Annotated in this window: 20 protein-coding genes; 4 read left to right on the forward strand and 16 right to left on the reverse strand. The window is 44.0% G+C overall.

Going from position 1 to position 26,235, the window contains the following annotated elements; genetic code table 11:
- Window positions 1-269: 269 nt before the first annotated feature.
- Both hemL and L2748_RS02275 read right to left on the reverse strand, forming a co-directional pair.
- The gene (gene hemL / locus L2748_RS02270; protein WP_220779455.1) at window positions 270-1,559 is read right to left on the reverse strand and encodes a glutamate-1-semialdehyde 2,1-aminomutase; all 1,290 of its coding nucleotides are present in this window, start codon (window positions 1,557-1,559) and stop codon (window positions 270-272) included.
- 26 nt (window positions 1,560-1,585) lie between these two features.
- A complete protein-coding gene (locus L2748_RS02275) occupies window positions 1,586-2,605 on the reverse strand; it encodes an aspartate carbamoyltransferase (protein ID WP_220779457.1) in 1,020 nt (339 codons plus the stop codon).
- Between the two features lie 252 nt (window positions 2,606-2,857).
- Here L2748_RS02275 and lgt point away from each other — a divergent pair, with 252 nt between their 5' ends.
- Window positions 2,858-3,673, forward strand: coding sequence for a prolipoprotein diacylglyceryl transferase (lgt, locus tag L2748_RS02280; RefSeq protein ID WP_373317178.1), 816 nt, complete (start codon window positions 2,858-2,860; stop codon window positions 3,671-3,673).
- A 93-nt stretch (window positions 3,674-3,766) separates the two neighbouring features.
- On the opposite strand, the gene L2748_RS02285 is transcribed toward lgt, so the two are convergent.
- From L2748_RS02285 to L2748_RS02315, 7 genes are all read right to left on the reverse strand, one after another.
- Complete coding sequence (locus L2748_RS02285) at window positions 3,767-5,923, reverse strand: TonB-dependent receptor (RefSeq protein ID WP_220779466.1); 2,157 nt, start codon at window positions 5,921-5,923, stop codon at window positions 3,767-3,769.
- A gap of 367 nt (window positions 5,924-6,290) precedes the next feature.
- On the reverse strand, window positions 6,291-7,379 hold the full coding sequence (locus L2748_RS02290) for a glucosaminidase domain-containing protein (protein ID WP_220779468.1): 1,089 nt from the start codon (window positions 7,377-7,379) through the stop codon (window positions 6,291-6,293).
- Between the two features lie 205 nt (window positions 7,380-7,584).
- Window positions 7,585-7,995, reverse strand: coding sequence for a c-type cytochrome (locus L2748_RS02295; RefSeq protein ID WP_220779470.1), 411 nt, complete (start codon window positions 7,993-7,995; stop codon window positions 7,585-7,587).
- Between the two features lies 1 nt (window position 7,996).
- Window positions 7,997-8,395, reverse strand: a complete 399-nt coding sequence (locus tag L2748_RS02300; RefSeq protein ID WP_220779472.1) for a cytochrome C — start codon at window positions 8,393-8,395, stop codon at window positions 7,997-7,999.
- Complete coding sequence (locus tag L2748_RS02305) at window positions 8,395-9,621, reverse strand: molybdopterin-dependent oxidoreductase (RefSeq protein ID WP_220779474.1); 1,227 nt, start codon at window positions 9,619-9,621, stop codon at window positions 8,395-8,397. Before L2748_RS02305 ends, L2748_RS02300 begins: the two co-directional genes overlap by 1 nt.
- A complete protein-coding gene (locus L2748_RS02310) occupies window positions 9,621-9,941 on the reverse strand; it encodes a c-type cytochrome (protein ID WP_220779482.1) in 321 nt (106 codons plus the stop codon). Before L2748_RS02310 ends, L2748_RS02305 begins: the two co-directional genes overlap by 1 nt.
- Before the next feature lie 687 nt (window positions 9,942-10,628).
- Complete coding sequence (locus L2748_RS02315; RefSeq protein ID WP_220779483.1) at window positions 10,629-12,350, reverse strand: chloride channel protein; 1,722 nt, start codon at window positions 12,348-12,350, stop codon at window positions 10,629-10,631.
- A 59-nt stretch (window positions 12,351-12,409) separates the two neighbouring features.
- On the opposite strand from L2748_RS02315, the gene L2748_RS02320 reads away from it, so the two are divergent.
- Together L2748_RS02320 and erpA are read left to right on the forward strand one after the other, a co-directional pair.
- A complete protein-coding gene (locus L2748_RS02320; protein ID WP_220779488.1) occupies window positions 12,410-13,213 on the forward strand; it encodes a DUF6776 family protein in 804 nt (267 codons plus the stop codon).
- On the forward strand, window positions 13,206-13,556 hold the full coding sequence (gene erpA / locus L2748_RS02325) for an iron-sulfur cluster insertion protein ErpA (protein WP_220779489.1): 351 nt from the start codon (window positions 13,206-13,208) through the stop codon (window positions 13,554-13,556). The genes L2748_RS02320 and erpA overlap by 8 nt, the downstream gene beginning before the upstream one ends.
- 81 nt (window positions 13,557-13,637) lie before the next feature.
- Here the strand turns inward: erpA and L2748_RS02330 are convergent, their stop codons facing one another.
- From L2748_RS02330 to L2748_RS02355, 6 genes are all read right to left on the reverse strand, one after another.
- A complete protein-coding gene (locus tag L2748_RS02330) occupies window positions 13,638-14,138 on the reverse strand; it encodes a hypothetical protein (protein ID WP_308444239.1) in 501 nt (166 codons plus the stop codon).
- An 85-nt stretch (window positions 14,139-14,223) separates the two neighbouring features.
- The gene (locus tag L2748_RS02335; RefSeq protein WP_012154247.1) at window positions 14,224-14,604 is read right to left on the reverse strand and encodes a DUF2750 domain-containing protein; all 381 of its coding nucleotides are present in this window, start codon (window positions 14,602-14,604) and stop codon (window positions 14,224-14,226) included.
- Between the two features lie 136 nt (window positions 14,605-14,740).
- Window positions 14,741-15,436 carry an aquaporin Z gene (gene aqpZ, locus L2748_RS02340; RefSeq protein ID WP_220779491.1) on the reverse strand — a complete coding sequence of 232 codons (696 nt, stop codon included), beginning with the start codon at window positions 15,434-15,436 and terminating at the stop codon, window positions 14,741-14,743.
- Between the two features lie 168 nt (window positions 15,437-15,604).
- Window positions 15,605-17,074, reverse strand: a complete 1,470-nt coding sequence (locus L2748_RS02345; protein ID WP_220779493.1) for an alkaline phosphatase — start codon at window positions 17,072-17,074, stop codon at window positions 15,605-15,607.
- Between the two features lie 90 nt (window positions 17,075-17,164).
- Window positions 17,165-19,675 (reverse strand): alpha/beta hydrolase family protein, encoded by a 2,511-nt coding sequence (locus tag L2748_RS02350; RefSeq protein WP_220779495.1) that lies wholly within the window; start codon window positions 19,673-19,675, stop codon window positions 17,165-17,167.
- A gap of 94 nt (window positions 19,676-19,769) precedes the next feature.
- The gene (locus L2748_RS02355; protein ID WP_220779497.1) at window positions 19,770-22,544 is read right to left on the reverse strand and encodes a TonB-dependent receptor domain-containing protein; all 2,775 of its coding nucleotides are present in this window, start codon (window positions 22,542-22,544) and stop codon (window positions 19,770-19,772) included.
- Between the two features lie 350 nt (window positions 22,545-22,894).
- Between L2748_RS02355 and L2748_RS02360 the strand changes: the two genes are divergently transcribed.
- Window positions 22,895-25,039: a winged helix-turn-helix domain-containing protein gene (locus tag L2748_RS02360; protein WP_220779499.1), complete on the forward strand. Its 2,145-nt coding sequence runs from the start codon at window positions 22,895-22,897 to the stop codon at window positions 25,037-25,039.
- Between the two features lie 48 nt (window positions 25,040-25,087).
- Here L2748_RS02360 and L2748_RS02365 read toward each other — a convergent pair whose 3' ends face one another.
- Entirely contained in the window at window positions 25,088-26,197 is a 1,110-nt protein-coding gene (locus tag L2748_RS02365; RefSeq protein WP_220779501.1) for an anhydro-N-acetylmuramic acid kinase, read from the reverse strand.
- Window positions 26,198-26,235 lie beyond the last annotated feature (38 nt).

Below are 26,235 nucleotides of genomic sequence, written 5' to 3' on the forward strand. Positions count from 1 at the left end.
ATAAGTTGGTTGAGTCTTCATTACTTTTACACCGTTCTATATTAAGGAGAGTTTACCTCATATCGGTGTACAGGTTTATTAAGCCACAATAGTATTCCACCTATTTCCCTGCGGCAGCGAGGAAAGCGTTGAAGATGAAGAGGGAAGGGAAGTTAGACGAGCGCATCCCTTTTGCATTGACGGGCGTTACAGATATAAAAAAGGAACACTAATAAGTGTTCCTTTGATGTTTTTAGCTATTAGGTTTTAGGCTATCAGCCTTAACCTAATTAAGCCTTAGCAAGCTTAGCAAATACGCGATCAGCAGCTGCTAGTGTCGCTTCAAGCTCTTCTTCACCGTGAGCAAGTGATAAGAAACCTGCTTCATAAGCGCTAGGAGCAAGGTAAACACCCTCATCTAGCATTAGGTGGTAGAACTCAGCAAATAGTGCAGTATCACACTTAGTCACTTGAGCGAAGTTAGTTACAGTTTCTTCGTCAGTGAAGAAGAAACCGAACATGCCACCAACGTAGTTGATTGCCATTGGAATGCCGTGCTTATTAGCCGCAGCTTTAAAGCCTTCAGCAATATACTCAGTCTTAGCCGCTAGTTGCTCGTAAACGCCTTCTTCACAAAGCGCTTCCATCTGTGCAAGACCAGCAGACATCGCAATTGGGTTACCAGACAGTGTACCAGCTTGGTAAACTGGGCCTGTTGGTGCGATAAACTGCATGACATCTTTACGACCACCGAAAGCACCGACTGGCATACCGCCACCGATAACTTTACCTAGCGTTGTTAGATCGGGTGTTACGCCGTAGTGACCTTGTGCGCCGCTCTTAGATACGCGGAAACCTGTCATTACTTCGTCGATAATCATCAGTGCGCCATACTGATCACAGATAGCACGTAGACCTTGTAAGAAACCGTCGATTGGCGGAATACAGTTCATGTTGCCTGCAACAGGCTCGATGATGATACAAGAGATAGCTTCTGGGTATTGCTCGAAGATAGCCTTAACAGAGTCAAGGTCGTTGTAAGTTGCTGTTAGCGTGTGCTTTGCAAAATCTTCAGGAATACCTGGAGAGCTTGGCTGGCCAAGTGTTAGCGCACCAGAACCTGCTTTAACAAGTAAGCAGTCAGCGTGGCCGTGGTAGCAGCCTTCAAACTTAAGAATTTTGTCACGGTTAGTGAAACCACGCGCTAGACGAATAGCACTCATTGTCGCTTCAGTACCAGAACTCACCATACGAACTTGTTCCATTGAAGGAACCATTTCGATAACTTTTTCAGCCATAGTGACTTCAAGTTCAGTTGGCGCGCCAAAAGATAGACCATTTTCAACCGCTTTTAATACCGCTTCGCGAATTTTAGGGTGATTGTGGCCTAAAATCATTGGGCCCCAAGAACCTACGTAGTCGATATATTTTTTGCCATCTGCGTCAAAAATATAAGCGCCATCAGCTTTTTCGATAAAGCGTGGTGAGCCACCTACACCAGAAAATGCACGTACTGGAGAGTTTACGCCACCTGGGATGGTCTTTTTAGCTTGTTCAAATAGTTCGTCAGAACGAGTCATTTTTAATCCTTAAATTTGTAGCCGATTTAAAAATCAGCTTTTCGAGAATACCAATTAACAGGGCGTTCATACTGCTCAAGTTGAGCATCAACGCCTAACGTTAGTGCAAACAGTGCCATGCGGATCAACAAGCCATTATCAGCCTGTCTAAAGATAGCCAAATTTGGATGGTCGTTAAGATCATTGTCCAATTCGTTTGCTTGCTCACGCGAATCGCGTGGCAGCGGGTGCATGATCACAGTGTTTGACTTGCAATGCTGTGTATAAATACTTTGGTTTAAGCGGAACTTACCACGGTATTTGTTCGCTTCTTCTTGAGAAGGGAAGCGTTCTTCTTGAATACGCGTTAAATAGAGTATATCAGCGCGATCTAAATTGCCTTCAAGTTGATCTGTTATTGTGATCTTATGGCCAGCATTTTCAATGTCACTGATCACAGAGTCAGGCATTGCTAGCTCTTTTGGTGATACGAGTGTGAAGCTGACATCTTTATACATGCATAACAGACGCGAAAGAGAGTGGACTGTACGGCCAAATTTCAAATCACCGACCATGGCGATGTTCATGCCGCTTATATCACGACCGCCAGCTGCCAGTTCTTTTTGAATGGTAAACAGGTCTAAAAGTGCTTGAGTAGGATGCTCGTTAGCACCGTCGCCACCATTAATCACCGGTACGCGGCTGCCTTTAGCAAATTCACTCACCGAGAAAGAGTCTGGGTGACGCATAGCAATGACATCTGAGTAGCTAGAAAGCACGCGGGCAGTATCGTAAAGCGATTCGCCTTTTGATAATGACGATGATGCCATGCCAACGGTTTCGTTAACGCGACCGCCAAGTAGGTTAAAGGCACTAGCAAAGCTGACGCGAGTACGGGTACTCGGTTCGAAAAATAGGTTGCCTAAAACTGCACCGTCTAAAACAGTGGTACGTTTTTGTCTTAAAGCATAGGGAGTCATGCGAGTAGCAACGGAGAAAACTTTTTCAACGGCTTCCAAATCAAGTTGGTTTACCGACAGAATGTGCGAACCTTGAAACTGAGTCATCAGCCTATATTTCCAATTTCTGAGGGGCGGTATAGCGACGCTATAGCCCAAATTTATGTAGGGTGGCTGAGGCGGCACTATAGCAGAATCTAATGGGCAGTTAAATATAACAAGTACAGAACAATGGATTAAATTATGTAGATTTTTGACTTATCTCGATGGCTTGAAACATTCTGTTGCGGCAAATCTAGCGAAAACCTTGCCAAACAGCTTGTTGAAGCGTAAAAATGCGCATGAGTTATCACATTTTCGATGCACAACAATATATTTGGAAGGCTTAGTTTGGACCATTTTATTTGGAATATTGACCCTATCGCGATAAGTGTAATGGGGCTCACGGTACATTGGTACGGCATTTTGTTTGCACTGGCGATAGCGTCAGGCTTTCAGGTGATGAAACGCATTTATATTAAAGAAAACCTACCGGTAGAGTCGCTAGATAATCTACTGATGTATTGTGTGGTGGGCATTATCGTTGGCGCGCGTTTAGCCCATTGTTTGTTTTATGACCCAGCGTATTACTTGAGTCATCCTCTGAAAATTTTAGCTATCTGGGAAGGCGGTCTTGCCAGTCATGGCGGTGGTTTAGGCGCAATTTTAGCCCTGTACTATTATCAGCGTCAGGTTAAGTTGCCTTTCTTGTTCTTACTGGATCGTTTAGCGATTGCCACGGCAATATTTGGCTTCTTTGTGCGTATGGCTAACTTTGTTAACTCAGAGATTTTAGGGCTACCAAGTACTGTGCCTTGGGCGATTGTGTTTGAGCGTGTCGATATGCTGCCGCGTCACCCTGCGCAGCTGTATGAAGCCATTGCTTACTTATCGATTTTTGCCTTGTTGTGGGCCATCTATAAGTTGACTGATATGAAGCAAAAGCACGGCGCGATTTTTGGATTATTCCTAGTGCTAGTCTTTAGTGCGCGTTTCTTAATTGAGATGGTGAAGGTCAAGCAAGCAGTGTACGCCGATGCATGGACATTCAGTGCTGGTCAGCTACTGAGTATTCCTTTCTTAGTCGTGGGTGTGGTGCTACTTGTTTTGCCTTATTTGCGAAAAAGCAAAGCGTAATACTAAACTGTCTCAGTAAAGAAAAAGCCGTTAGCGTGTTACGCCAACGGCTTTTTTCTTATTTTGCTTTTGGGCTAAAAAGATAGTCTGCTATTAAAACGGTAGACTAAAGCCGACAGTTGCCGTGCGCCCCATGCCTTTAAAGTAGCGGGTATCTTTGCCTACGGTCTGCGAGTAATAAGTGTAATAGTCCTCATTTAACAGATTTTGTATTCCGATACTTAATGTGCCGCTGTATACCGGAATGGCAATTGATGCATCAACTGTGGTGTAACCATCAAAGTTAGCGTACACATTGTTATTCTCGTCTTTAAAGTCTTTATCCATATAGAAATTAGCTTGAATACGAGTCGAAATATCGTTGTCGAAATTGTGGTTCCAGAATAGGTTAATACGATTTGGAGAGATATTGGCGCCGTCGAGATCTGTATCTACACTTTGGTCACCATTGGAGTCGTATTCACCATTTTGAATGGCAAGGTTGACTCCAACATCATCATTATCACCAATATAGGCTGTTACGCTGGCTTCTATTCCTTCAATTAAGCTTTTCTCACGTTTAATTACAAATGAACCGCTACCATCTCCTTTGTCGACCATACGTGCACCATAGTCACTTGATGAGCGGTAATAAGCTATCTTAGAGGTAAAATACTCTCCTTGATAGTCTGCGCCAAATTCAATGTTGTCAGTAACAATAGGATCGAGTGCGAGGGTATCTTCAATGCTTGGATTCGGCCCTTGGAAGTTATCGCCATCGCGCAGGACTCGTCCTACATCTGGCATACCAAAGCCTTGATTAAAGCTAGTATAAACCCGCAGAGCAGGGGTTATTTTGTAAGACGCACCAATATTAAAGAGTGTTTCATTGAAATCGGGGCTACCGCCTTCAACATATTTGTTCCCGTAACCATACATGGTCTTGTAGTCATCGACATTAAGCTTGGCATACTCATAACGCACACCACCAGAAAGGGTTAGGTTTTCAATGAGATCATAATCTAGTTGCGCAAATGGTGCGATATTGTCATAGGTGCTTTCCGGTACCCAAGATACGCCGCTCATCACCATATCTTGCTCAGTCGTGTCGCGAAACAGATCTAAACCATAGGCAATACTAACGCCAGAATCAGCGATATTGTTTGCCATCAGAGAGGCCTTCATGCCCCATTTTACAGACTTGTTTCGTGATTGCTCATAGTAAAGAGATTCACCGTTAGTGCCGGTTCCACATAGGGTAACTTGATCACTGCCTTCCATGCTTGGGTCATAAAAGTCAGACCAACAACCGCCACCATAGACGGCTTCAAAGTTTTGATTAAAAAACTGTAAGTTTAGCTGTTGGCCAGCAATATCTTCATGGGTATAAGTCAAACTGGTCGTCGTAACTTGGTTGTTTGCTGCATCCCAAGGCTGCTCTTGTTTGATTGCTCCAGTTGGTATGTCGTTTTCTTTGTCACCTTTTACGGCCATGTAGTCGCCGTTATTTTCCATATTGTAATGGTTAACCATGAGTTCAAGACGCGAGTTATCAAAGTTGTGCCCAAGCTTGATAAAAAAGTCCATGCTCTGGCTATCCATAGACTCACCTTGAGTGGTATCGACACCAATTATTTCGTCGTTAGCATCGTAATAAACACCGTTATTGCGATAGCTGACGGCACCTATCATATCTAAGCTGTCAGATTCACCCGAGAAGCTATAGCTGGTGCCAAAGCTAATACCATCAGAGTCTAAATTATTTGGAACAGTGACATCAAAGTTGACGTGATGTTCGTTGTCTCCGCTTGGCTTTTTAGTTATGTAGTTGATAATGCCGCCTTGAGCACCAAGGCCATGCATCGCATTGGCGCCGTGTATGATCTCAATACGTTCAATCATGGCAGGATCTATGGTTTGCCCTGAACGGCCACCACTGCGTAGTGGGTTAGATTGTGGTACACCATCAATCATGATAAGCGGAGTACGGCCGCGGAGAGTTTCGCCTGTATTACTCATTTTCTGGCGGCTAGGCGAAAAGCTTGGCGCCAGATTACCGATAATAGTTGAGAGGTCCTGAGTGGTTCTAAGTTGTTCATTTAACTGCTCTTGGTCGATAATCGTTACCGTGTTCGGTATCGCGCTGACCGGTTTATCCATTCGACTTGCAGTGACTGTGATGACTTCGATATCGCTGTCTTGTGCGACAACTAGGTTTGGAGCAATAGCGGTTGCGATTGATAGCGCAATAATGGAGTTCTTAAACTGCATGAAAGATCCCGTTTAAGTGGAAACACTGTTATGTTTTATGTTTCCATCCATTGGAAATTGGTTCCTAGCGTGTCTACCCACAAATGTAAATGATAATGATTAGTGTTTTTCAGGGTAAAGGTGGAGATAAGTGATGTCCATGCTAAGTGCAAACATTGTACTGCAGAACTTTTGAAGTGTGAGATAGATCTCTATGGATGTAAAAGGTATGTTGTAATTAAGGTTTTGTTAAGTCTTTATTATCTATTTGGTTACATTTGTTGCTGTCTGTGCAGGGTTTTGCCCCCAATAATACTAGTTTGCAAGTAATAAAAAGTAAGGTATTTAACTGTTTAATTAAATACCTTGTATCAGGTGCTACTGTTACTTAATCGGGTCTAGGGATTAAATGCAGCGGCGCTGCATCACTTAAATAAGCTTCATCGACTTGATCTAGCTTGTTATAGCTAATCATCTGCCGTATGCCATCAATATAGGCTTGACCGCGTTCTGAGTATTTATCTAATGTGCCAGCGAGTTCCATTCCTGTAATGGGCTTATTTTCTGCGCGCAGCTTTGCGCGTAACTCTCTGAGTTTTTTATAGGCGTTATTGGTATTAAGGTTAAGCATATAGCCTTCAACTGATGCCAGCGGCGTGTCAAAACGGGCTAAACCGTAGTTGCCTAGCTCTTTGCGTTGTTGTTTGGGGATCATGCCTTTGCCGCTAAAGTCCCACTGACCAAAAAATGCATTGCCCTCAACCGTAAAGCGCGATGTTGCCCAGCCACTTTCTTCTGCCGCCTGAGCCAGTACCAATGATGGCGGCATGATATCAACTTCTTCTAATAGTGCTTGGCGTTGTAGCTCTGTTAGCGCGGTATTGTCGTCTTTGGTGATTTTGTATTTATGGGCAATTTTTTGCAGTACAACATCATCTAGCGGCGCTTGGGCAATCAGTTTGCGTTCTAGTAAAATATTCTCATTGGCGACCAAGATAAGCGGTGCAAGTAAGCGGAAGAACACCATCTTTTTTTGCTGTACCGGTATTTGATTTGAGGTCTTTTGCCAGCGTTCGCTTACCGATTCAAAGGTGAGGCGAGGGACTTCTCTGTTGCCTTCTCGCCAGCTTTGGGTGTTGTAGTTTAGCGAGTCAAACAGCGCCATTAGCTCATCAAGCGAGTTAACGCGGATATCTTTGGGGGTTTTAGTTGGGCGTTGGTCAGAAACTTTAACAAAACTGGTTTGGGTTGCAGCTGAGCCTTTTGGTGTGGCGAGATCGGCGGCAACGGTTGCTTGCTTTTCTTTATCGTTTGCCTTGTTCGTTGCATTGCCTATTTCCGGTGTTGTTTTCGGCGGCACTGTTAGTGCTACCCGTGCGCCAGCACTGTCAGGGTTAAATTGCGAATTAGCGGCATATAAAACCAGTGCGATACACAGGGCAAGTAAAGCGATCAGAGTCTGCGGCTTTTTAAGCATGAACCGTCCTATTGTTTAAATGGGCTAGCTTAAATTTAGTCGAACTTGGACAGATATGCTTTCGAGGGCGATGCTCTAAGTGAATTGTGATTAATTTCGTTGTACACAAAAACGTAAAAAAGCTCAAACGCCAATAGCATTTGAGCTTTTTGTGTCTAGCTTATTTGCAAGCGATAGCGTTTTAGAATGGTTATATTTCTAAAAACTACTTGCTTAAGTCTGATGCTGTCTGAGTAGAGTAGTAGTAAGCTACATCTTTCATTTCTGTCTCAGATAACATACCAGCTTGTGCCTGCATCAGTGGGTCGCTGCGGTCACCACGCTTAAAGTCAACCAACTGCTTGAATAGGTAAGCAGCTTTTTGGCCTTTAATATTAGGGTAAGTTTTCATCATGCCTAGCATGGCATCACCATGACAAGCGATACAACGCTGGTTAGCCAGCGCTTCACCTTTGCTAGCATCAGCCTGATAGTTTAGTGCGCTAGCCTCAAGCTTTAACCCTTGTACAGCTAATGTGTCTTTAAAAGACGTGTCTGCATTGGCAATACTTACGCTAACAGATGTTGCCCAGATCAAGCTGACTGCTAAGACTTGTTTAATTAAACTATTTGGCATCTTAACCTTCCTCACCTGGTGTTGGCATTGGCGGCATTGGCGGCATTTGCTCGCTATCCAAAGGCTTACGTCTAAAGATCTTCATATCAATACCGGTTTCATCATAATACGTTGATAAGTAATCAAGTACTGGATCCCAAGTATCAGATAAGTCCCACAGTCCTTGGGTATCAACCATCCATTGAATGGTATCACGCCAAACTTCACGGTTACCTTTGTTCTGTGGGATAATCAATGAGGTATGACAGGCATTACATTGATAATTAACCATCTCCCAACCCGGCGCCATGATTAGCCCTGAAACAGGGTCCACCGGGTAGCTTTTGGCTGCATCAGCAGCCATAGCAGGAGAGAGGCAACTTAAGGCAAGCAAGCTTGCCGTAAACAGAGTCTTTCTCATTATACGACCCTTACTGCCACTCGGTGACAGCCGTTAAATAAGTAACCTTTAGGGTTCCATTGTGGTTGAACCATTGGCTGAGAGTCGCCCTTGGTGTCTGTTGCGCGTGCCCAAATCTCATAGTAACCAGCTTGTGGCAACTTAAGGTCGACTTTCCACTGCTGCCAAGCTGTTGGGTTTACAGGCTTAGTGAGTGAAGCCTTTTGCCAAGTTGTACCGTAGTCGTAACTAACTTCAACTTTGGCTACATCGCGCATACCGGCCCATGCATGACCACTTACTGAAAGCGTTTTGCCCAACGCCATTTCGCTACCTGTTTGTGGCGACGTGATTAACGACTTAACAATCATCTCTTCGATAATCTTAAAGTCTTTATTTGCGACTTTCTCACCAGGTGCAACTGGGAATTTAGGTACTTGGTAAGCAGGAGCTTCCATCTTCTTACCATCGTGTACGCGGTCACGAACGCCCATACCTGTGGCACATTTTTGTGAGACAGAGCCTGGACGACCACCGAATACGATACGCAGCGGGTAACCGTGCATGTATGGAATATCTTCGCCGTTCATGCCCCAGGCAATCATACCGTTTTCATTCATTGCAGCATCGATTGGTACACCGCGTGAAATCGCCGCGCCTTTACCGCTGATATGCTTATCTGCACCGTAGTGAGCAGTGTAAACCGCGTCACTCTTCACGCCGCAGTCAGCCAGTACGTCTTTGATCAACACACCGGTCCATTCTGCGCAGAATACCGCAGTGTTACTCCACTGGTTACCCTTGGCATTTGGGTAGAAGTTTTCGCGGCTGTTACCGCCACATTCGAGCACTAACTGTTGAGTGTGGGTTTTGAATTTTTTCTTAAGTTCAGCAATGGTGTAGGTCTTTGGGGTTTCGATTGACTCACCGTCAACGGTAAATTCCCAAGTATCTGGATCAATCTTGTCAAACTCCGGCATTTGTCCGTTCCAACGGATAAAGGCAACATCGGCCGGCGTCTTAACTGGAGCAAGTAAGTGCTCAGGAGGGAAGGCGTTAAGCGGGCTAGAGTTCAATACTTTGAAGTGGCTTGGTAAATCTTCAACATTCTTCCACTTAACAGCAGATACGTCCATTGGCTCAATACCGGCTGGGCGGTTTGATGCAAAAGCCCAGTTTAGTGGCAGCATGGCTGTTACTGAGGTCGCCGCAGCGCCCTTTAAAAAATTACGTCTATCGATAGCCATTAGTCTTGTTCCTTACCCGTATTGAAATATTCCGCCATTGCCTGCATCTGTTTTTCGGTTAACAGTTTGGCGACTTTACTCATTGTCTTATCTTGGCGTGTGTCGGCTTTAAAGTTTTTTAGTTGTACAACCATGTATGCTGCATTCTGTCCCTTTAGATTAGGGATTGAATCGAATTCATTACTACCGTCGACTCCATGACATGCGATACACATGTTGAGCAACCTCTGATAGTCCTCTGCAACTGCCTGGCTACTGAAGCCAACCAATGATGCAGATATCACTATTAGCGCTGCTATTTTATTTTTTAATACACTCATTACGTGCCCTTATCGGGATTAAGTTGTTTACAGTAGGTTAAGAGGCTTCAATTTAGCCCGCTTTCCCTTTTTGCAGATAACTCCATGGCGTCTGCGCCAAGTTACGACCTTGCAACGTTTTCCTTCCAACGCTATCGAGAACTTGTTTTCGTTTTATAGTAAATGAAAGCGCCTGAGTTCGTGAAACTACCTAAAAGTGTGACGATAAGCCTGTAAAAAAATCTAAAAAGTTGTGAAAATGCCGCAAAATTAGACGTTGTGTTGGTTTTTAGTGCAAGTGATAGCTTAGGAACTATCGATGTGGTTTTGTTTTATGATTGTTGCTGTTTTATTGTGCGTCAGTTTTGTATTTGCTATTGGCTGTTTTGTTGAACATGTGTCGAGGTTATTTTGAGCTAATGAGAGGTTTTTTCTTGGGGTTTATGAGGCATCTTGATGGCTAGGTAAGGCATAGTTTGTTGATAAAATTAGCAGTTCCCTAAAAGGTAACACCACTATAGATATCCAATAGCGGTGATTAACGTCGCTTGTTAAATATGATGATTAAAAATGAATAGCTGTTGTCTGTACTTAATATTGGTCGACTTTATATAGACTCAACAACGAGTAACTATTTTGTTGTCTATGTGGCTTAAATTGAAATATATGGGCGCTTCTGAATCGATTAAATGGCGAGTGTAAAAGTTATTACACCTGACCTGAACGGATCTCTTTTTGTAGTGACATCCAGTTTATGACGCCAACAATATTGTTGCTGGTTTCTTGGTAGATATACACTTCACCACGGCGCTCTTTGGCTAAAATGGCATACACCTCGTTAAGTGTTGAGGTGTCAGCTAGTCCTTTTATTGGGTGGCGGGTAAGTGTGGTATCTTCATCTCTCACTTGCAGTTCAAGTTGAAGCATCTCCACATCACCCGCTGTATTGCGTACTAGCACCGAGCGCCCCTCTGCGCGTTTTAGCACCTCTAACAGCAATTCATCATTGTCATTTACTATGACAAAACGCTTATCCATTAAATGGCGCACACCGACTTTTTGTAATCCAAGGTTAACCGGAGCCACTTTATAGCCAAGCCCCATAATCTCTAATTGTTTAAAGAAGATTGATTTTGTTTGGAACCCTTGGTGTGCAATAAGAAATGCAGGGATCACCACGAACATCGAGGGCAGGATAATAGATGCGTTATTGGTGAGCTCAATCAGCGCGACTAGGGCGGCTAAGGGAGCGCTTAAACACACCCCCATCATGCCCGTCATACCGATAATGGTATATAAACCAATATAGGGCGCAATACTTGGGAACATAAGTGCACTGACTAGGGCTAATATTGTGCCTAGCAATGCCCCAATACCATAAAGTGGACCGATTAATCCGCCAGGAATGCCTAAGCCTATGGCGGCAATTGTTGCGATGACTTTACCTACCAATATGGCACATAAAAATAAGATACTCGGGTGTTGGTTAATCGTTTCGGCAATGGCAAGTTCGCCACTGCCAATAGCTTGAGGTAAGACTAAGCCCACAAGAGTAGTGATGGCCCCTGCTAGCAGTAAGCGGTTAATCAAGGGCCATTTTTGGCCCATTGCGGTTATTTTCAATAAGCTAGTATTAAAAAATGCAGCGATACAGCCAAGTACCACACCAAATATAGCCAATAGAGGATACTGGCTAAGGGGAATGACTTCAGCGCCGATCTGCTCAAATTCGTGAACATCGCCAAATACCATTTGGCTGGTGAGTGCTCCGCAAATAGCCGATAGTATAATAGGGAAGAAATAGTGGATTTTGTATTCACGTAAAACCACTTCAAACACAAAGATCACAGCCGCAAGTGGTGCGTTAAAAATCGCAGCAATCCCCGCAGCAATACCACTGGCACACATCACTCTAACGCTGTTGTCTGGCAGTTTAAATTTTTCAGCTAACACACTGGCGCTTACTGCGCCCAAATGAATCGCGGGTCCTTCACGGCCAACAGAGAAATTAGTCGCTAAAGCAAACAATGCTTGAAAAAACTGCCCCGGTGCAGACTGCAGCGGAATTTTGCCGTAATGTAATTTTACGCGATGGATTACATAGGCGATCCCCATGCGTTTATAACGCTGAGATCCCAGTTTTGCGACGCCCCAGATTAAAAAGGCACCTAAAAGCGGTAATAATACTCGCCAGTCATCAATGATATCCGTAAAATTCAGTGCTTGGGTTTTGGTGAAAGTGTCGCACCAAGCGAGCAGTAATTTAAAAAGTACAATGACACTAGATGCAAACAAAGCAAATAGTAAAGCGAGCAGGCATAACTGAACACTGACTTTAGATTGCGACAGCGTATCTTTAAGTTCAGTGTTGAGATACTTTTGAAATTGCGCTCGTTTTTTTACCAATGTTTGATGCACAGAGACTTCCAAAATGTGTGTTTATCACATTAATTTCGAATGTGAGATTTTTATTAAGGGGCTGTTACTTAATGCCAAATTATCATCGTTGGATCGATCGCATGCAAGTGGTTGAACGACAAATTAGGCCTTCGAGTGTTTATTTATTGCTTTTAGTTATTATTGCCTTTGTTTTAGGCGCACTCTGTTACGATTATGCCAAGTTACATTATTTGCCAAAAGCGGCAGTAAAAATCGATAACTCAGCAGAATATGTAAAGCAGCTACATACACAGGCGCAAACTCTGGCTGCACGTAATATTGAGCTGGCAGTCGAGCGAGAAGCCAATGACAATATGCAGCTGATGTTTGGTGAGCAAAGCGCTAAGCAAAAAGAGTTAGAGCGAGAGTTGGCTTTCTACCGCAGTGTGATGGCGCCAGAAAATAGTGCAGATGGTGTGGCGATTAATGGATTGGAGTTAACCCCAAGTATTGAACCACGCCAGTATCGTATAAAGTTGGTGCTTACCCAATTAGAGAAACGTAAACGCTCTTTGTCGGGTCGCAGTGAAATAACGTTAGAAGGTTTACAACAGGGAAAAACCGTTAGCTTAAAGCTAAGCGATTTAACGGAAGACTCATTTAAATTCCAATTTAGGTACTTTCAGATTTTAGAAGGTGAATTTACATTGCCTGACGGCTTTAGCTTGTCTAGAGTGAAGGCAAAAGTGATTGTGCCAGCGAGTCGCTGGACTAAAGGTTCACAAACTGAACAGGAATACAGTGCACAAGATTTACTTGTGGATGAAAAAGAGCAGGGCATATTACTTGAACAAAACACTCAGGTATTAGATAATTCTGCACAGCAAACTGATGTAAGAGGTAGTAATGACTGAACAAGCTGACGATGCTTTGCCAATTCGCTTTACTGATGCGGCGGCTTCAAAAGTAAAAACCTTGCTCGAAGAGGAAGAAAACGACGCACTTAAGCTACGTGTATACGTAACAGGTGGCGGTTGCTCAGGTTTCCAGTATGGCTTTACGTTCGATGAGAAAGTAAACGAAGGCGATTTCACTGTTGAGAAGCAAGGTGTTCAGTTGGTCGTTGATCCAATGAGCCTGCAGTACCTTGTTGGCGGTGAAGTGGATTATACATCTGGACTTGAAGGTTCGCGCTTCTTCGTTAAAAATCCTAACGCAACAACAACATGTGGTTGTGGTGCTAGTTTCTCTGTGTAATCAGTAATGATTTTATAGAGCTTGTACTAAAAAAGCCGTCTTATGACGGCTTTTTTGTGCAACAAACTCAGGAATCGATGTTTAACGCATAATATTCAGGTTTAGTGCTCTGCTGAAGTAGCGGCTGACTTTAGGCGTAAACGCAATCCAAACTTGTACAAATGACAAGATGATAAGTACAGCAAACACTAACCAATCAGGCAACTGCATGCTAAAGCTGCCAATACCATAGCTAGATGGCTCTGAAGGTACCATGTTGTCTGGATCATGCAGCATTATAGGAAGTGCACTGGCTATGGCTAATTGCAGCGAGGTATACACCCTTAGCATAATCAAGCCTGCTTTTTGTTTGCCTATAATAGCGAGCACCATAAACAGGGTTAAGATACAAAATAGCACGCCTTGTTTGGCCATTAAGCCACTGATAGAGATCACCACTAAAAATACCAGCAAGGCGATAAGGCGCTTGGGCATGTTGATTTTTTCAGCTTGGGGGTTAGCGGTGCTATTGGTAGCTTTAGTATCGTGCGAGGTTTTGCTAGCTTCAGACTTAGCGGGAACTACAGGTTTTTCACTATCCACTTTTTGATTCTCTTTATAGTTTTATTAGCAGATAAAAAGACCAAGATGGCAAGCTAACGTTGCTTGCCATCAAAGTGCTTAATGATTAGTGACGCTTTTTAGGCGCTAGACGCTCTTCTAGCTCATAAGGAGGAATAACCACACCTAGATCTTCTTGTACTGGGAAAACAGCAACGAATAAGTCGTCATCTTGCATACCAGGCACCCAACGCTCTAGCCACTCGTCAACAGGAATTGATAACGTTTGGCAATCTGCCCAATCATCAACGGCCCAAGACGCTGCAGCTTCTTCAGTCGGCCACATAGGAATACAATCTTCCTCTTCAGTCGTTAGCATTACACAACCATCTAAATCTTGTAGTGACCAAAGTGTTTGGTGTTCTTTCACTTGTTCTACAAGGTAGTCGTAGCGAGCTTCTGGCGTCATTTCAGTAAGTTGCTTAAGGCTTTTGCTTTTGTTGCTCATGGTTTACATCTCTTAATATTAAATGAGGCGAGCCTTGAAACAAGGAAAGCGCGCCGATTGAGACGGATAATAACATCTAGCTGACTATTGAAAAAGAAAACAGAGCTTAATTCAGCTCTGTTATTTTTATTACAGCTTATTCTTTGGCGTCAAACAGTTTATAAATGCCACCGGCAATAATTGCACCTACGATGGGGGCGACCCAAAATAACCACAATTGCGATGTCGCCCAGTCTCCAACGAACAATGCTGGGCCTGTACTGCGGGCGGGGTTAACCGATGTATTGGTTACTGGAATACTGATAAGGTGGATAAGCGTTAAACCAAAGCCAATAGCGATAGGAGCAAAACCTTTTGGTGCGCGGGAGTCTGTTGCGCCAAGAATGATAATTAAGAAAAACAGGGTCATGACTATTTCACAAATAAGCGCGGCGGTTAAGCTGTAACCACCTGGCGAATGCTCGCCGTAACCATTAGAGGCAAAGCCTGCTGATAAGCTAAAGCCATCTTGTCCGGAAGCGATTAGGTATAAAATGCCGGCGCCAGCAATACCCCCCGCGACTTGAGCAATAATGTAGGGCAGTAACTCAGATGCAGGGAAGCGACCACCGGCCCACAAACCGATTGAAACCGCAGGGTTGAGATGGCAGCCTGAAATATGCCCTATAGCAAACGCCATTGTCAGCACCGTCAAACCAAATGCCAAAGCCACTCCTAGTAAGCCAATGCCAACCTCAGGGAAAGCTGCAGCCAACACCGCACTACCACAACCACCTAATACCAGCCAAAGTGTACCGATAAACTCGGCAGTCATTTTTTGCGTCATATTCATATAACAGTTCCTTGTGCTTTAAGTTGGCGAAACACCTTTGTAGTGCGCCAATTTTAAAATAAGACATTGTTACTTCATGTTTAGCGATCTAAGTCTTCAGCTAAATATATGCTAAATTCAATGAATTGCTAAATAAGTGGCTATTTAATGAGCTGATTGTTTCAATCGTTAGGGCAATAAGTATTTTAGTGATTGATTATCTTCTTTTTGAAAAGTGTTTAATGAGGTAAGGGCTTTGTAACGCTCATCCTGGACCATTTGGATTAATGTCGCTGCTATTTCGGTATTGTCTTTATGTCCTCTGAAGTACAACGCGCCTTTACCATAGGCATATACGGGAACGTCAATAGCGTCATGACCACTGGTTGTCCAGCCGGTATAGGTTAATTTATCAATGGCTTGTTTCAGATCGCCAGTGAGCAGTTTCTCGGCTTTATGTTGCGACAAGCGAGAATTGAGTTTCCAACGTAAGCTATCGAGCTTTTTATCTTCTATATCGATATTGATATGCGGGTTTAAAAAGGAGCGAAATGCGCTTAAGTCGTTTAGTACTTCTGGTTTTTCAATAATCAGTTTGGCAATGCTGCTGGGTAAACTATGCACTTGATGCAAAAGTTGACCTTGCCATTGATAAGTACCATCTCGGCCAAGAGTGAGTCCACCAGTAGAATGATCTGCTGTGGCGATTAATAAGGTGTCTGGGTGGGCATCAACATAACGCTTGGCGAGTTCTAGGGTTTTGGCAAAGTCGTGCATTTCGGTCATGGCACAGGTGATATCGTTACTATGACCGCACCAGTCGATTTGGCTGCCCTCAATCATAATAATAAACGGTGTATCGTCAGTGCTTAATAGCGCTAATGCTTTAGTCGTCATTGTCGCTAGGCGCAAAGGATCGTCGCTTTCTATGGCATAAGGTAGCCCTTTAGGGGCAAATAGCCCAAGAGCGGGTAAACTATCAAGGTTATTTAGCTCGCTTAACTTGCTGATATATTGGTAACCCAAGTCTTGGAAGTCTTGGGTTAAGTTCCTATCTTCTCGCACAAAATATTGCGTACCTCCACCTAACATTAGATCTGCAACAGGGCGTTTTTGTATTAGGTTAGTTAAATAACTATCTGCTATTTGGTCGTAGTTACGGCGGCTTTCATTGTGAGCTAAAAAGCTTGCCGGTGTAGCGTGATTAATTTGCGAAGTCACCACAACTGCGGTGTTTTTGCCTTGGGCTTTAGCGATCTCAAACATGGTTGGAAATGGGCCATGTTGATGATCGACGGCAATAGCGCCATTATAGGTTTTATAGCTGGTGGCGAGTGCAGTTGCGGCTGCAGCTGAATCAGTGACATAAGTATCGTCATCAGGGTAAGTGCTCGACATTCCAACCAATAGTTGATCAAAGATAGTTTTCTCAACTCTGTTGGTTTGTGGGTTATCACTGTAATAGCGGTACGCTGTAGTGTAGGCAGGGCCCATACCGTCACCAATTAGGTAGATTATATTTTTAGGTAGATACTCTGCGGCAATGACGGGGACAAAAGGGGCTTTGTTATCCGCCGCTGCGACCGTTGTGTATAGGGCGGTACTTATGAGGCTCGAGCATATTGCGGTCAATCGTATTGTTGAAAGTAAATTCGCCATATTCTGACTATCCTTTTTATTCGCAGTGACAGACAAGACTGCTTAGCCATGTCTGTCACTGTGTTAGCAATGGTTAGGCTTTAACTGCAATTAGTGAAACGTGACTTCGGGCATAGTTGTTTGTTTCGGTTTTAGAGGATCACTCCCCCGTGCGAGCGCGGGCTTTTTCAGATATTGTTCAAGCCAGCTTTCTTGCTCCCATAACATGTGCATAATTGACTCTTTTGCTTTGTAACTGTGACTTTCATAAGGGAAAGTAACTAAACGTGCTTGGCCACCCAAGCCGCGTATCGCCTTAAACAGCCGGGCTGACTGCATTGGGTAAGTGCCGGAGTTTGAGTCCATTTCGCCATGCATGAGCAGTAAAGGCTCATCAATTTTATCAGCATGGGTAAAGGGGGATATTTGCTGGTAAAGGCTGGGGGCCTCCCAGAAATTACGCTTTTCATGTTGAAAGCCGAAGGGGGTTAACGTGCGGTTGTATGCACCGCTACGGGCAATACCGGCAGCAAAAAGATCTGAGTGAGCAAGCAGGTTTGCCACCATAAAAGCACCATAGGAGTGACCACCAATAGCAACACGCTCCCTATCTGCAACGCCCATATCAACTAACGTATCTATGGCCGCACTGGCATTGGCGACTAACTGGTGTCTAAAGCTATCGTTAGGTTTTTCTTTGCCCTCACCAACAATGGGCATAGCAACTTTATCGAAAACAGCAAAACCATTGGCAACAAATGGCACCGGACCTTTACTGCTTATAAGACTATATTGATTAGCCGAGTAGTTAACCTGGCTGGCGACTTCGGCATTTTTATACTCTCTAGGATAAGCCCACATGAGTACCGGTAGTGGCCCGTCCTGTTTGCTATAACCTGCAGGTAAGTAGAGTATGCCCGACAAGGGTAAGCCGTCATCACGGGTGTAGTTGACTAACTGTCTTGTCATGCCTTGGTAGGCTTTTAATGAGAGTTGCTTTTGATACAGCACTTGCTCTTTACCTGAGTCTACATTGATCTTGACCAAGTGGGCTGGAGTGTCTGCCGATTGCCTGCTAATGATGAGCGTTAGAGGCTCAAGACTTGTGATGTATTTGACGTTTTCAAGCTCTGTGGTTGAAGATTGCCACAAGGTACTACTGCTACCGAATGCGGTTAAGTCTGCTTCAAGTGGTTGTGCCTTAACAAATGGGCGATAACCTGTTGCTGATGCGCCTAAGCCATAGTGGATAAGCGCGTTATCATATACTTGAAAAACGTTACCCAGTTTTTTGCGATTATGGGTTGCTGCAGTGCGGTGCACTTTTCCTGGATCTTGATAAGTATCGCGAATCGCTTTTTGATACCAAGTCGACAATGTTTTATCGCTCGTTGGAGAGGTGTCGAGCAGGCTGACTCGCATCTGTTTTTGGCCTGAATGGCGTTCGGTTATTAATGCAGTATTTTGCTCACCCCATTGCACGGATTTTATACGCCAAGGAGTTTTAGTTAACGCGACAGGCTGGTTAAAGGGAGCCGAAAGAGTCCGCAGTTCATCTCGAAATTCTGCTTTAACACGGCTATCGCCTTTGTCTAGTGATTTTACGAAGGCTAGCGTGCTCGGTTTGTCGCTGCGCCAGTGGATCATTCGTGGGCCTTTTCTTACCGAGTCACTACCTGGCGGGCGGTACTCACTGCTTTCTAGTTGCGCTAACGTCGTTAGCTTTTTACCCGAACGCTCAAATAGCATGACTTGTTGGGCAAAATCATAATATTTAACCATATAGGAAAAGGGGGCGGCGATACGTTTCACCAGTATGTATTGGTCATCAGGCGACAGACTATAGCCAATATTAATTGCGGGTTGCCCAATAGCAGTGACACTGCCATCTAAGGCGATGAAGCTTAACTGACTCGTCGTTAAAGCTGAGAACTCTGCTTCATCCTGAGGGTTTTGTAATAGATCTTGATAGGTTCGACGCGGCGCTTTTTGGCCGTATGCTTCGCTAATATTTGGCGCAATAGTAAGTTGTTGAGCAGGTTTGGACTTAGCGGATATCGCCAAGTTGGTATAGAGACCTTTACTGTCATTCTGCCATGTATATTTAAGTCCTAAAGTTGCATTAAGCGGTTTAGGGTTGAGCTTATGGCTACGCTGTTGTTTTAGATCGTACAGGTATATATCGGCGCTGTTTTGAGTCAGTCCAATATAGCTTAAAAATCGACTATCGGGTGAGAAGCTGACTTTGGCTGCTAACATGCCTTTAGGTAAGTCGATGTTGATAGATTGCGGGTTGACTTGGTTTAAGCTCAGGTCAATTAGCTCAATATTTTGATAGGTGTATTTTATGCGACTAGGGCTCAACAAGGCGGGCGATACACGTAAACCTGCAAGCTTACGTTCATCTTTGGCTAAGCTGGCAATGGATACGTGTGTTTGTGGCGTGAGTACAGCGAGCCATTGCTTATCTTGAGATAAGCGGGTACTCACTTTTTTGTTTTGTTGTACGATGTCTTGTAATGGCTGTGTTGGTAGTTGATAGGTGCTACACATCGCATCGCTTATTAGCAGCGGGCTAAATATGGCTATCAGGGCAAACTTAAAGAGCGAGTGTCGAGACATTCTTATCTCCTGATAATAGTGAAAATATTAGAATAAAAAAAGCGCCCAGACTTGGGCGCTAAGGATCTGGTGATTATCGGAAGTACACCCCAGACTAGAACTTTTGTGAATACCCTACGAAGAAGCTGCGACCAGTATTTGAATAGCTACTGTTGTCATCTTCGTAGAAAGGCCAGCTATTATGTTGGTCATTACGAACGTCGTAAAGAGGTGGCATTTCATCAGTTAGGTTTTTAACACCTGCAGTGAACTTACCTTTCCATGGAGCATAGTAGGATAGGGTAATATTGACTACTTGGTATGCATCTAAAGTATCGGTGTAATCCTCTTCTTCATACTCGTTACCATCACTGTCGATAAGAGTAAATGTGTCCGTTCCCTTTGCTTCACCAGTATAGTAATAAGCAACAGTAGCGCTGAAATCTTGATAGTTCCAACTGAGGCTGGCATTACCTTTCCACTTAGGGAAGTAATCGGTTTCAGTCTGTTCTTCAATCTCGCTATCAACTCGCTCTTGGTACTCTTTCTTGATTAAGTAAGAGGCAGCAACTTTAAACTTAAAATCACCTATAGCGGTCTCTGGGAACTGATAGTTAAAGCTAGTATCAATACCTTCAGAGGCTTCATACGCACTGTTGATTGGGCCTTTACGCATACAAGCGATATTCTCAATGCCGTCATCGTCAAACTCATTGAGATAACCAACAACGTCCATTTGATCACAGTTGCTGTAATTGCCGGTTTGGTTATACCTAGCTTCATCGTCTAGCATCTCATCGGTTGAGATTGTTTTAACTGCGCCTTCAAGCTCAATGTTCCACCAATCTAGGGTGATGTCGGCATTGTCGGTTATATTAGCGACTAAACCTAAGTTCCAGAATTCGCCCTTTTCTTCTTCGAGATTGATATTACCTGAGCTTATGCTGCTGTAATTATCTTCATAGACCTCATCAGGAATAGTTGGGTGTGGGTATGAAGTAGATCCGTAAGCTCTTGTTAAACCGGCATAAAGACGGTGCATATCTGGCGCTCTAAAGCTTTTCCCCCAGTTAGCGCGAATCATGACCTCTTCGATTGGGCGGTACGATAAGCCTACCTGTGGAGTCGTTGCACCGCCGACATCGGAATCATCTAAGTATTGGTCGTAACGCAGTGCGGCTGATAGATCGAGTGATTTAACCCCGGTGATGTTTGCAATAAGTGGGATCTGAACTTCACCAGCTACAGCTAAGCGGTCTCTATCTCCCTCGCCACCAGTGCCGCCCATACCGATTAAACCACCGCTCATTGTTACTTCATCTAGGGTATCTTCATAGCTTTCACGCGCCCATTCTGCAGTGGTTGCAAAACCTGCAGTGCCGGCTGGTAACTCCATTAAATCACCGGTGAATACCGCTTGGAATTGATGCATGCTCGAATCTGAGTTCTTGGTTGAATCAGCAATAAGCATATTAGCTTGCTCTGTTGTCATTTGGCGGTTTGGATACCACTTTGATGGATCTGCATCGTTTGGATCAAAGGTGACAATATCAAGCAGCGCATCTGCTTTGACCATGTGATGGTTTTGCTTTTCATACTTGTTATAGCTACTTGACCAAGATAGATCTAACTCATAATCGCCTATGGTGCCATCAGCACCAAACGAGATAGCCGCTTTAGTGTTTTGGGTATCATAGGTACGCGGCCCTGGGTACTCTTCCATTCTGCGAGCTAGGTAAAAGCGGTTATCATCTTCAAATTCATATTTGTCGTAACTTAGTGCACCTGTTGCTTCATCTTGATAAATACTTCTGCCAAAGCCCTTTTCATCTTTGTACTTAGTGGCTTCTTTGTAAGAGGCGTTGATCATGCCGTAGATCTGCCAGTCATCATTCAAATCATAGGTTGAATTTAAGACTAGGTTCACTCGGTCGTAAGCTGATTTTAGGCCGCGGTCGGCGTATTTATCATAGTAGCAATCATACTTGTAATCGGGTCTGTAAATACCTTTTTCACCAAACAGTTCACTACATTGCTGTTCGCTAAGATTAACGTATTTATCGTCATGATAAACCTTACTGTAATCGGTAATTCGAGAAGACCAACTTGAAGGTGAAGCATCGCCATAAGGGCCTGCACCCCAGGTCAGTTCTCCATCTTCATTTTCATAGTAAGCAGGGCTATATAGGTCATCACGCTGGTAAGTTTGAATAGATTCTACTTTCTTGTATTCGAGCATCAATAAGGTTTGGCTTTTATCGGTATTAAAGCCTTGTAGGTAAGACAGATCTAACTGCTCGCCGCCACCTTGGGTTGGCTCGGTATACTTGGCGGCGACTTTAGCGCCGTCATACTGCTGTTTTAAGATGATGTTAACTACACCACCTACTGCATCTGAGCCGTAAATCGCCGATGCACCGCCGGTTAAAATTTCAATACGTTGTACTGCAGCTGTAGGGATATCAGAGACGTCAACAAAGTTAGAGGTACCGCCAGCGGCACTTGGAAATGAAGCCTGGCGACGACCATTAATTAACACCAAGGTTCGATTTGCGCCCATACCGCGTAAGTTGACAGAGCTAGCGCTGTCGGTAAAGCCATCGCTTTCACCGTTTAGCGAGCCGCCAGTGTTGGCAACTGAGGATTGCAGTACTTCTGAAATAGAGTTAAGGCCGCTATTGGCAATGTCGTCGGCAGTAATGACTGTCACTGGTGCAACGCCTTCAAAGTCAGCACGCTTAATACGCGAGCCAGTGACTTCAATTTTTTCTATTTCTTCTTTAGCTTCTGACTTACCTGCTGCTTCGGCTGCAAACAAGGTTGTTGGGGTTAGCGCTGCCATGCTGATAGCTAAACTAATAGCGGATAGATTCATCTTTTTTGGTTTCATTGATTGCAGTCCTTATTTTTATAATTGCCCTGACTGTGCGAGTTACTCTTACGCAACATCATCTGAATTTCACTAATATTCTCAGGGGTAATACTGTCGATGTTCCAATTTTTGTGCTGCTGGTTGTCAACTGAGTTATTTGTAATTTTTTTGTAAACTAACAGCAATGCTAATCAGGTCGTTTCTTTGTTGTTTATATATCTATTTATTATCTATTGTATTATTTTTCATGGTTTTGCTGTATGTTTTTGTGGTGTGATAATTGAATTGTCTATGTTGAATAGATGTAATTTTTCGCAGAGGGTTAGTTCCAAAATACTCAAATCTGTTATTTAACCGGAGGTGCCACGATGGGAATAAGAAAGGAAGCGGTATTTAAACTCGGCCAATGTGAGGTGAACCCGAGTGACAATAGCCTTTGCTTTTTTAATTCTGCAGTCGATGGCGTCAGCTCAGAAAAGGTGTCAGTTCAACCTAAATTTATTGAGGTATTAAGCTATCTCGCGCGGCAATATCCAGAAGTGGTTACCCGTGAGGAGTTGATCGACAATATTTGGGAAGGTAATACTTATGTGGGCAGTAAGGCACTAACTAACGCTATTTGGCACCTGCGCAAGCACCTTAATCAAGAGCTCGGTGAAGACAATGCGATTGAGACGGTGCGTAAAATGGGCTACCGCTTGTTAATTGAGCCTTGTTTTAACCAATCAGACTTAGTCGATGATCTGGACTTATTTGAGCAATCTCAACTGAAAATCGCACAGCTCACAAGCTTGAATCGACGGATTGCAGCTGTCGGAGCTTTAGCTTTGTTGTTTATGTTTAGTGCATGGGCTTATCACCTTTACCAAGATCGTATCCGCTATGTACCGACACTAAAGCAGAGCTTAACTACCGCAGCAGGTTCAGAGTTATATCCCATAGTGTCTCCAGATGGTCGTTGGCTCGTTTATGGTAGCCGCAGCAATAACCGGTACTCTAGTTTATACCTTAAGGACTTAACTAAGCCGACAGAAACGCCTAAACGGTTAACCTCAACCAAAACGGCGGAGATCCGTGCAGTGTGGAGCCCAGACGGTGAAGCCTTGTATTTTGGGTCCGAGCACCGTAGTGAAGGTAAGTGCTACCTAACTAAACTGAACTTGGATAGTAACGAGGCGCTTAAGCTCGGTGAGTGTTATACCTATAGCTCTGCACTTGATATTGCACCTGATAGTAGTCGGCTTGTGTATATTTGGGATGCCGGCGAAGGGGATGGCTCAGGTTTGTACGAATTATCGTTAACCGAAGAAGCATTACCTAAGCGACTATCCTGCGCAGAGCATTGCAGTTACCGTGATAGAGATTTGGCATTTAGCCCCGATGGTCGTTGGCTAGCGATTGCTCGCCGCTTTGGCAATATCTCGGAAGATATCTTTATTTTAAATACTAAAACCGCAGAAGAGCGACGTTTAACCTTTGGTTTAGAAGATATTCGTGGATTAAGTTGGCATCAAGATAATGAGAGACTGATTTTTAGTACCGAAAACTCAGGTGTTAGAAATGGCTTTATTGTTGGTATTAACGATAAGCATATTTTGCCGCTTGATGTTGAGGGCATGAGCTATCCTCGCTCCATTCCTAATACCGATGAATTGGTATACTCCAATTATATGCGAGACTATCAAGTGGCTTCTTTTGCGCTGGAGCAATCTATTCCTACAGCGACTTTTCCGCTGCTACAAGTCGACTATAGTTATCGCAATCCTGATTATTCGGCTATTACTGAACGTATTGTTTATGTGTCGAATGAAACTGGATTCAATGAAATTTGGACGAGTGATATCAACGGTGAAAATCGGCGTCAACATACTGACCTTAAGCGACGCGTAGCGTATCCAAGTTGGTCTCATGACGGGACTAAAATTGCCTTTTTAGCGCCTGATGATAAAAATGAAGGTAACAAAATCCACGTGTTAGATTTATCCACGTCGAACATCAGTATCTTAGCTACGCCTTATTTAGATCACAATCGTCCGAGCTGGGGCTGGAATGATGAGATGGTTTTATCACGTAGTAAAGATGGGATAACCGAGTTCTATCTTGATAACCGTTTACCTAAGGTCATCAACTCAATGAATATGCGTTTGGGGAAAATGATTAGCGAAGACAAGTTAGTATTCACTCGCCTTGATAAGGCGGGCTTGTGGGCTGTTGCACTTTCTGAACCTGATAATGTCACTGAGGTGATAAGTGAGCATCATTTTGGTGAGGGGTATAACTGGGTGGCAACAGACAAAGGTATATACTTTAGAAATACTCGGCGTGGATTTCAGTTGATTAACTTTTGGCGTTTTAATACTGGGTTAATCACACCGATATTAAAGCTCCCTTCCGGCAGTATTCCGCGCTCTGGCGCCATGACTTATATCGCCAATAATAATAGTTTACTGATGACGCTATCGCAGAACTATAAGCGGGATGTGATTAAGCTACAGCATAGGTTGCTGCACTAGATTACTCATGGCTAATCACAGTAGTTCTCTACTGGTTAAATTATCGTATTAATCTGCTGGGTAAAGCGCGCCAAGCACAGCCTCTTTAGAAGCGCCTGTGACAGCGGGAAGGTTGCCGGGCAAACCTAGGTGATGTCTCATCGCAAGCCAAGCAAAGGCGATGCCCTCAACCCATTGCGGATCCATGCCTAAGTCTGCTGTGGTAACAACTTTATAGTTTGGTAGCAACTTACGCAGACGGTGCATGAGTTCGCAGTTGTACGCGCCGCCACCACATACATAAAGCTCACCGTTTTCGCTTAGCTTAAGTGCATCATTTGCGATGCTATAACAAGTTAGGTCTAGCAGTGTCGATTGAATATCAGCTTCGCTTAAGTCGTTAAATTCAGATAACTGCTGTTCAGCCCAAGCTTGGTTAAAGAGTTCGCGTCCAGTGCTTTTAGGGGCATCGAGCGCAAAATAAGGGTGCGATAGTAGGTGCTGCAGCATCTTTTGATCTGTGGTGCCTGATTTTGCCCATTCGCCATCTTTATCATAAGGCTGACCCAGTTGATGCTGGATCCATGCATCACTTAAGCCGTTACCAGGTCCAGTATCAAAGCCTGTCACCTCTTCCGTGTTACCTGGTAGGTAAGTCACATTGGCGATGCCACCTATGTTTAAAATAATGCGCTGGTGATTTGGGTTGGCAAACACGTGCTGATGAAAAGCTGGCACTAAGGGCGCACCTTGGCCGCCCAGAGCCACATCTTTACGCCTAAAGTCAGCGATAACATTAATACCTGTTTCCACGGCAATCGTGTTTGGGTCACCAATTTGTAAGGTAAAGCCCATTTCAAGGTTTGGCATATGACGTACCGTTTGCCCATGGCTGCCAATGGCTATTACCTGCGACTTATCAATGCTTGTTTTAGCCAGCAATGCATTGGTTGCTTTGGCGAATAACTTGCCCATACTGCGATCGAGGTGACCTAAACGGTTAATTTCATCGTTGCCGGGTAGGCAAAGCTTTTGTAGGCTTTTTAATAAAGCGAGCGGTAGTGCTTCGGTATGCGACTCAATAAGGGTTGGTTGATCGCCGTCAAAATTAACGAGAACGGCATCAATGCCATCCATGCTGGTACCAGACATTAGACCAATGTAGTAACTGCTATTCATGCGCTTGATACCTTTTAAGCTTGGGTGACTCAACTGAG

This window comes from Shewanella sairae (assembly GCF_023283535.1).
Taxonomy (GTDB): Bacteria; Pseudomonadota; Gammaproteobacteria; order Enterobacterales; family Shewanellaceae; genus Shewanella; species Shewanella sairae.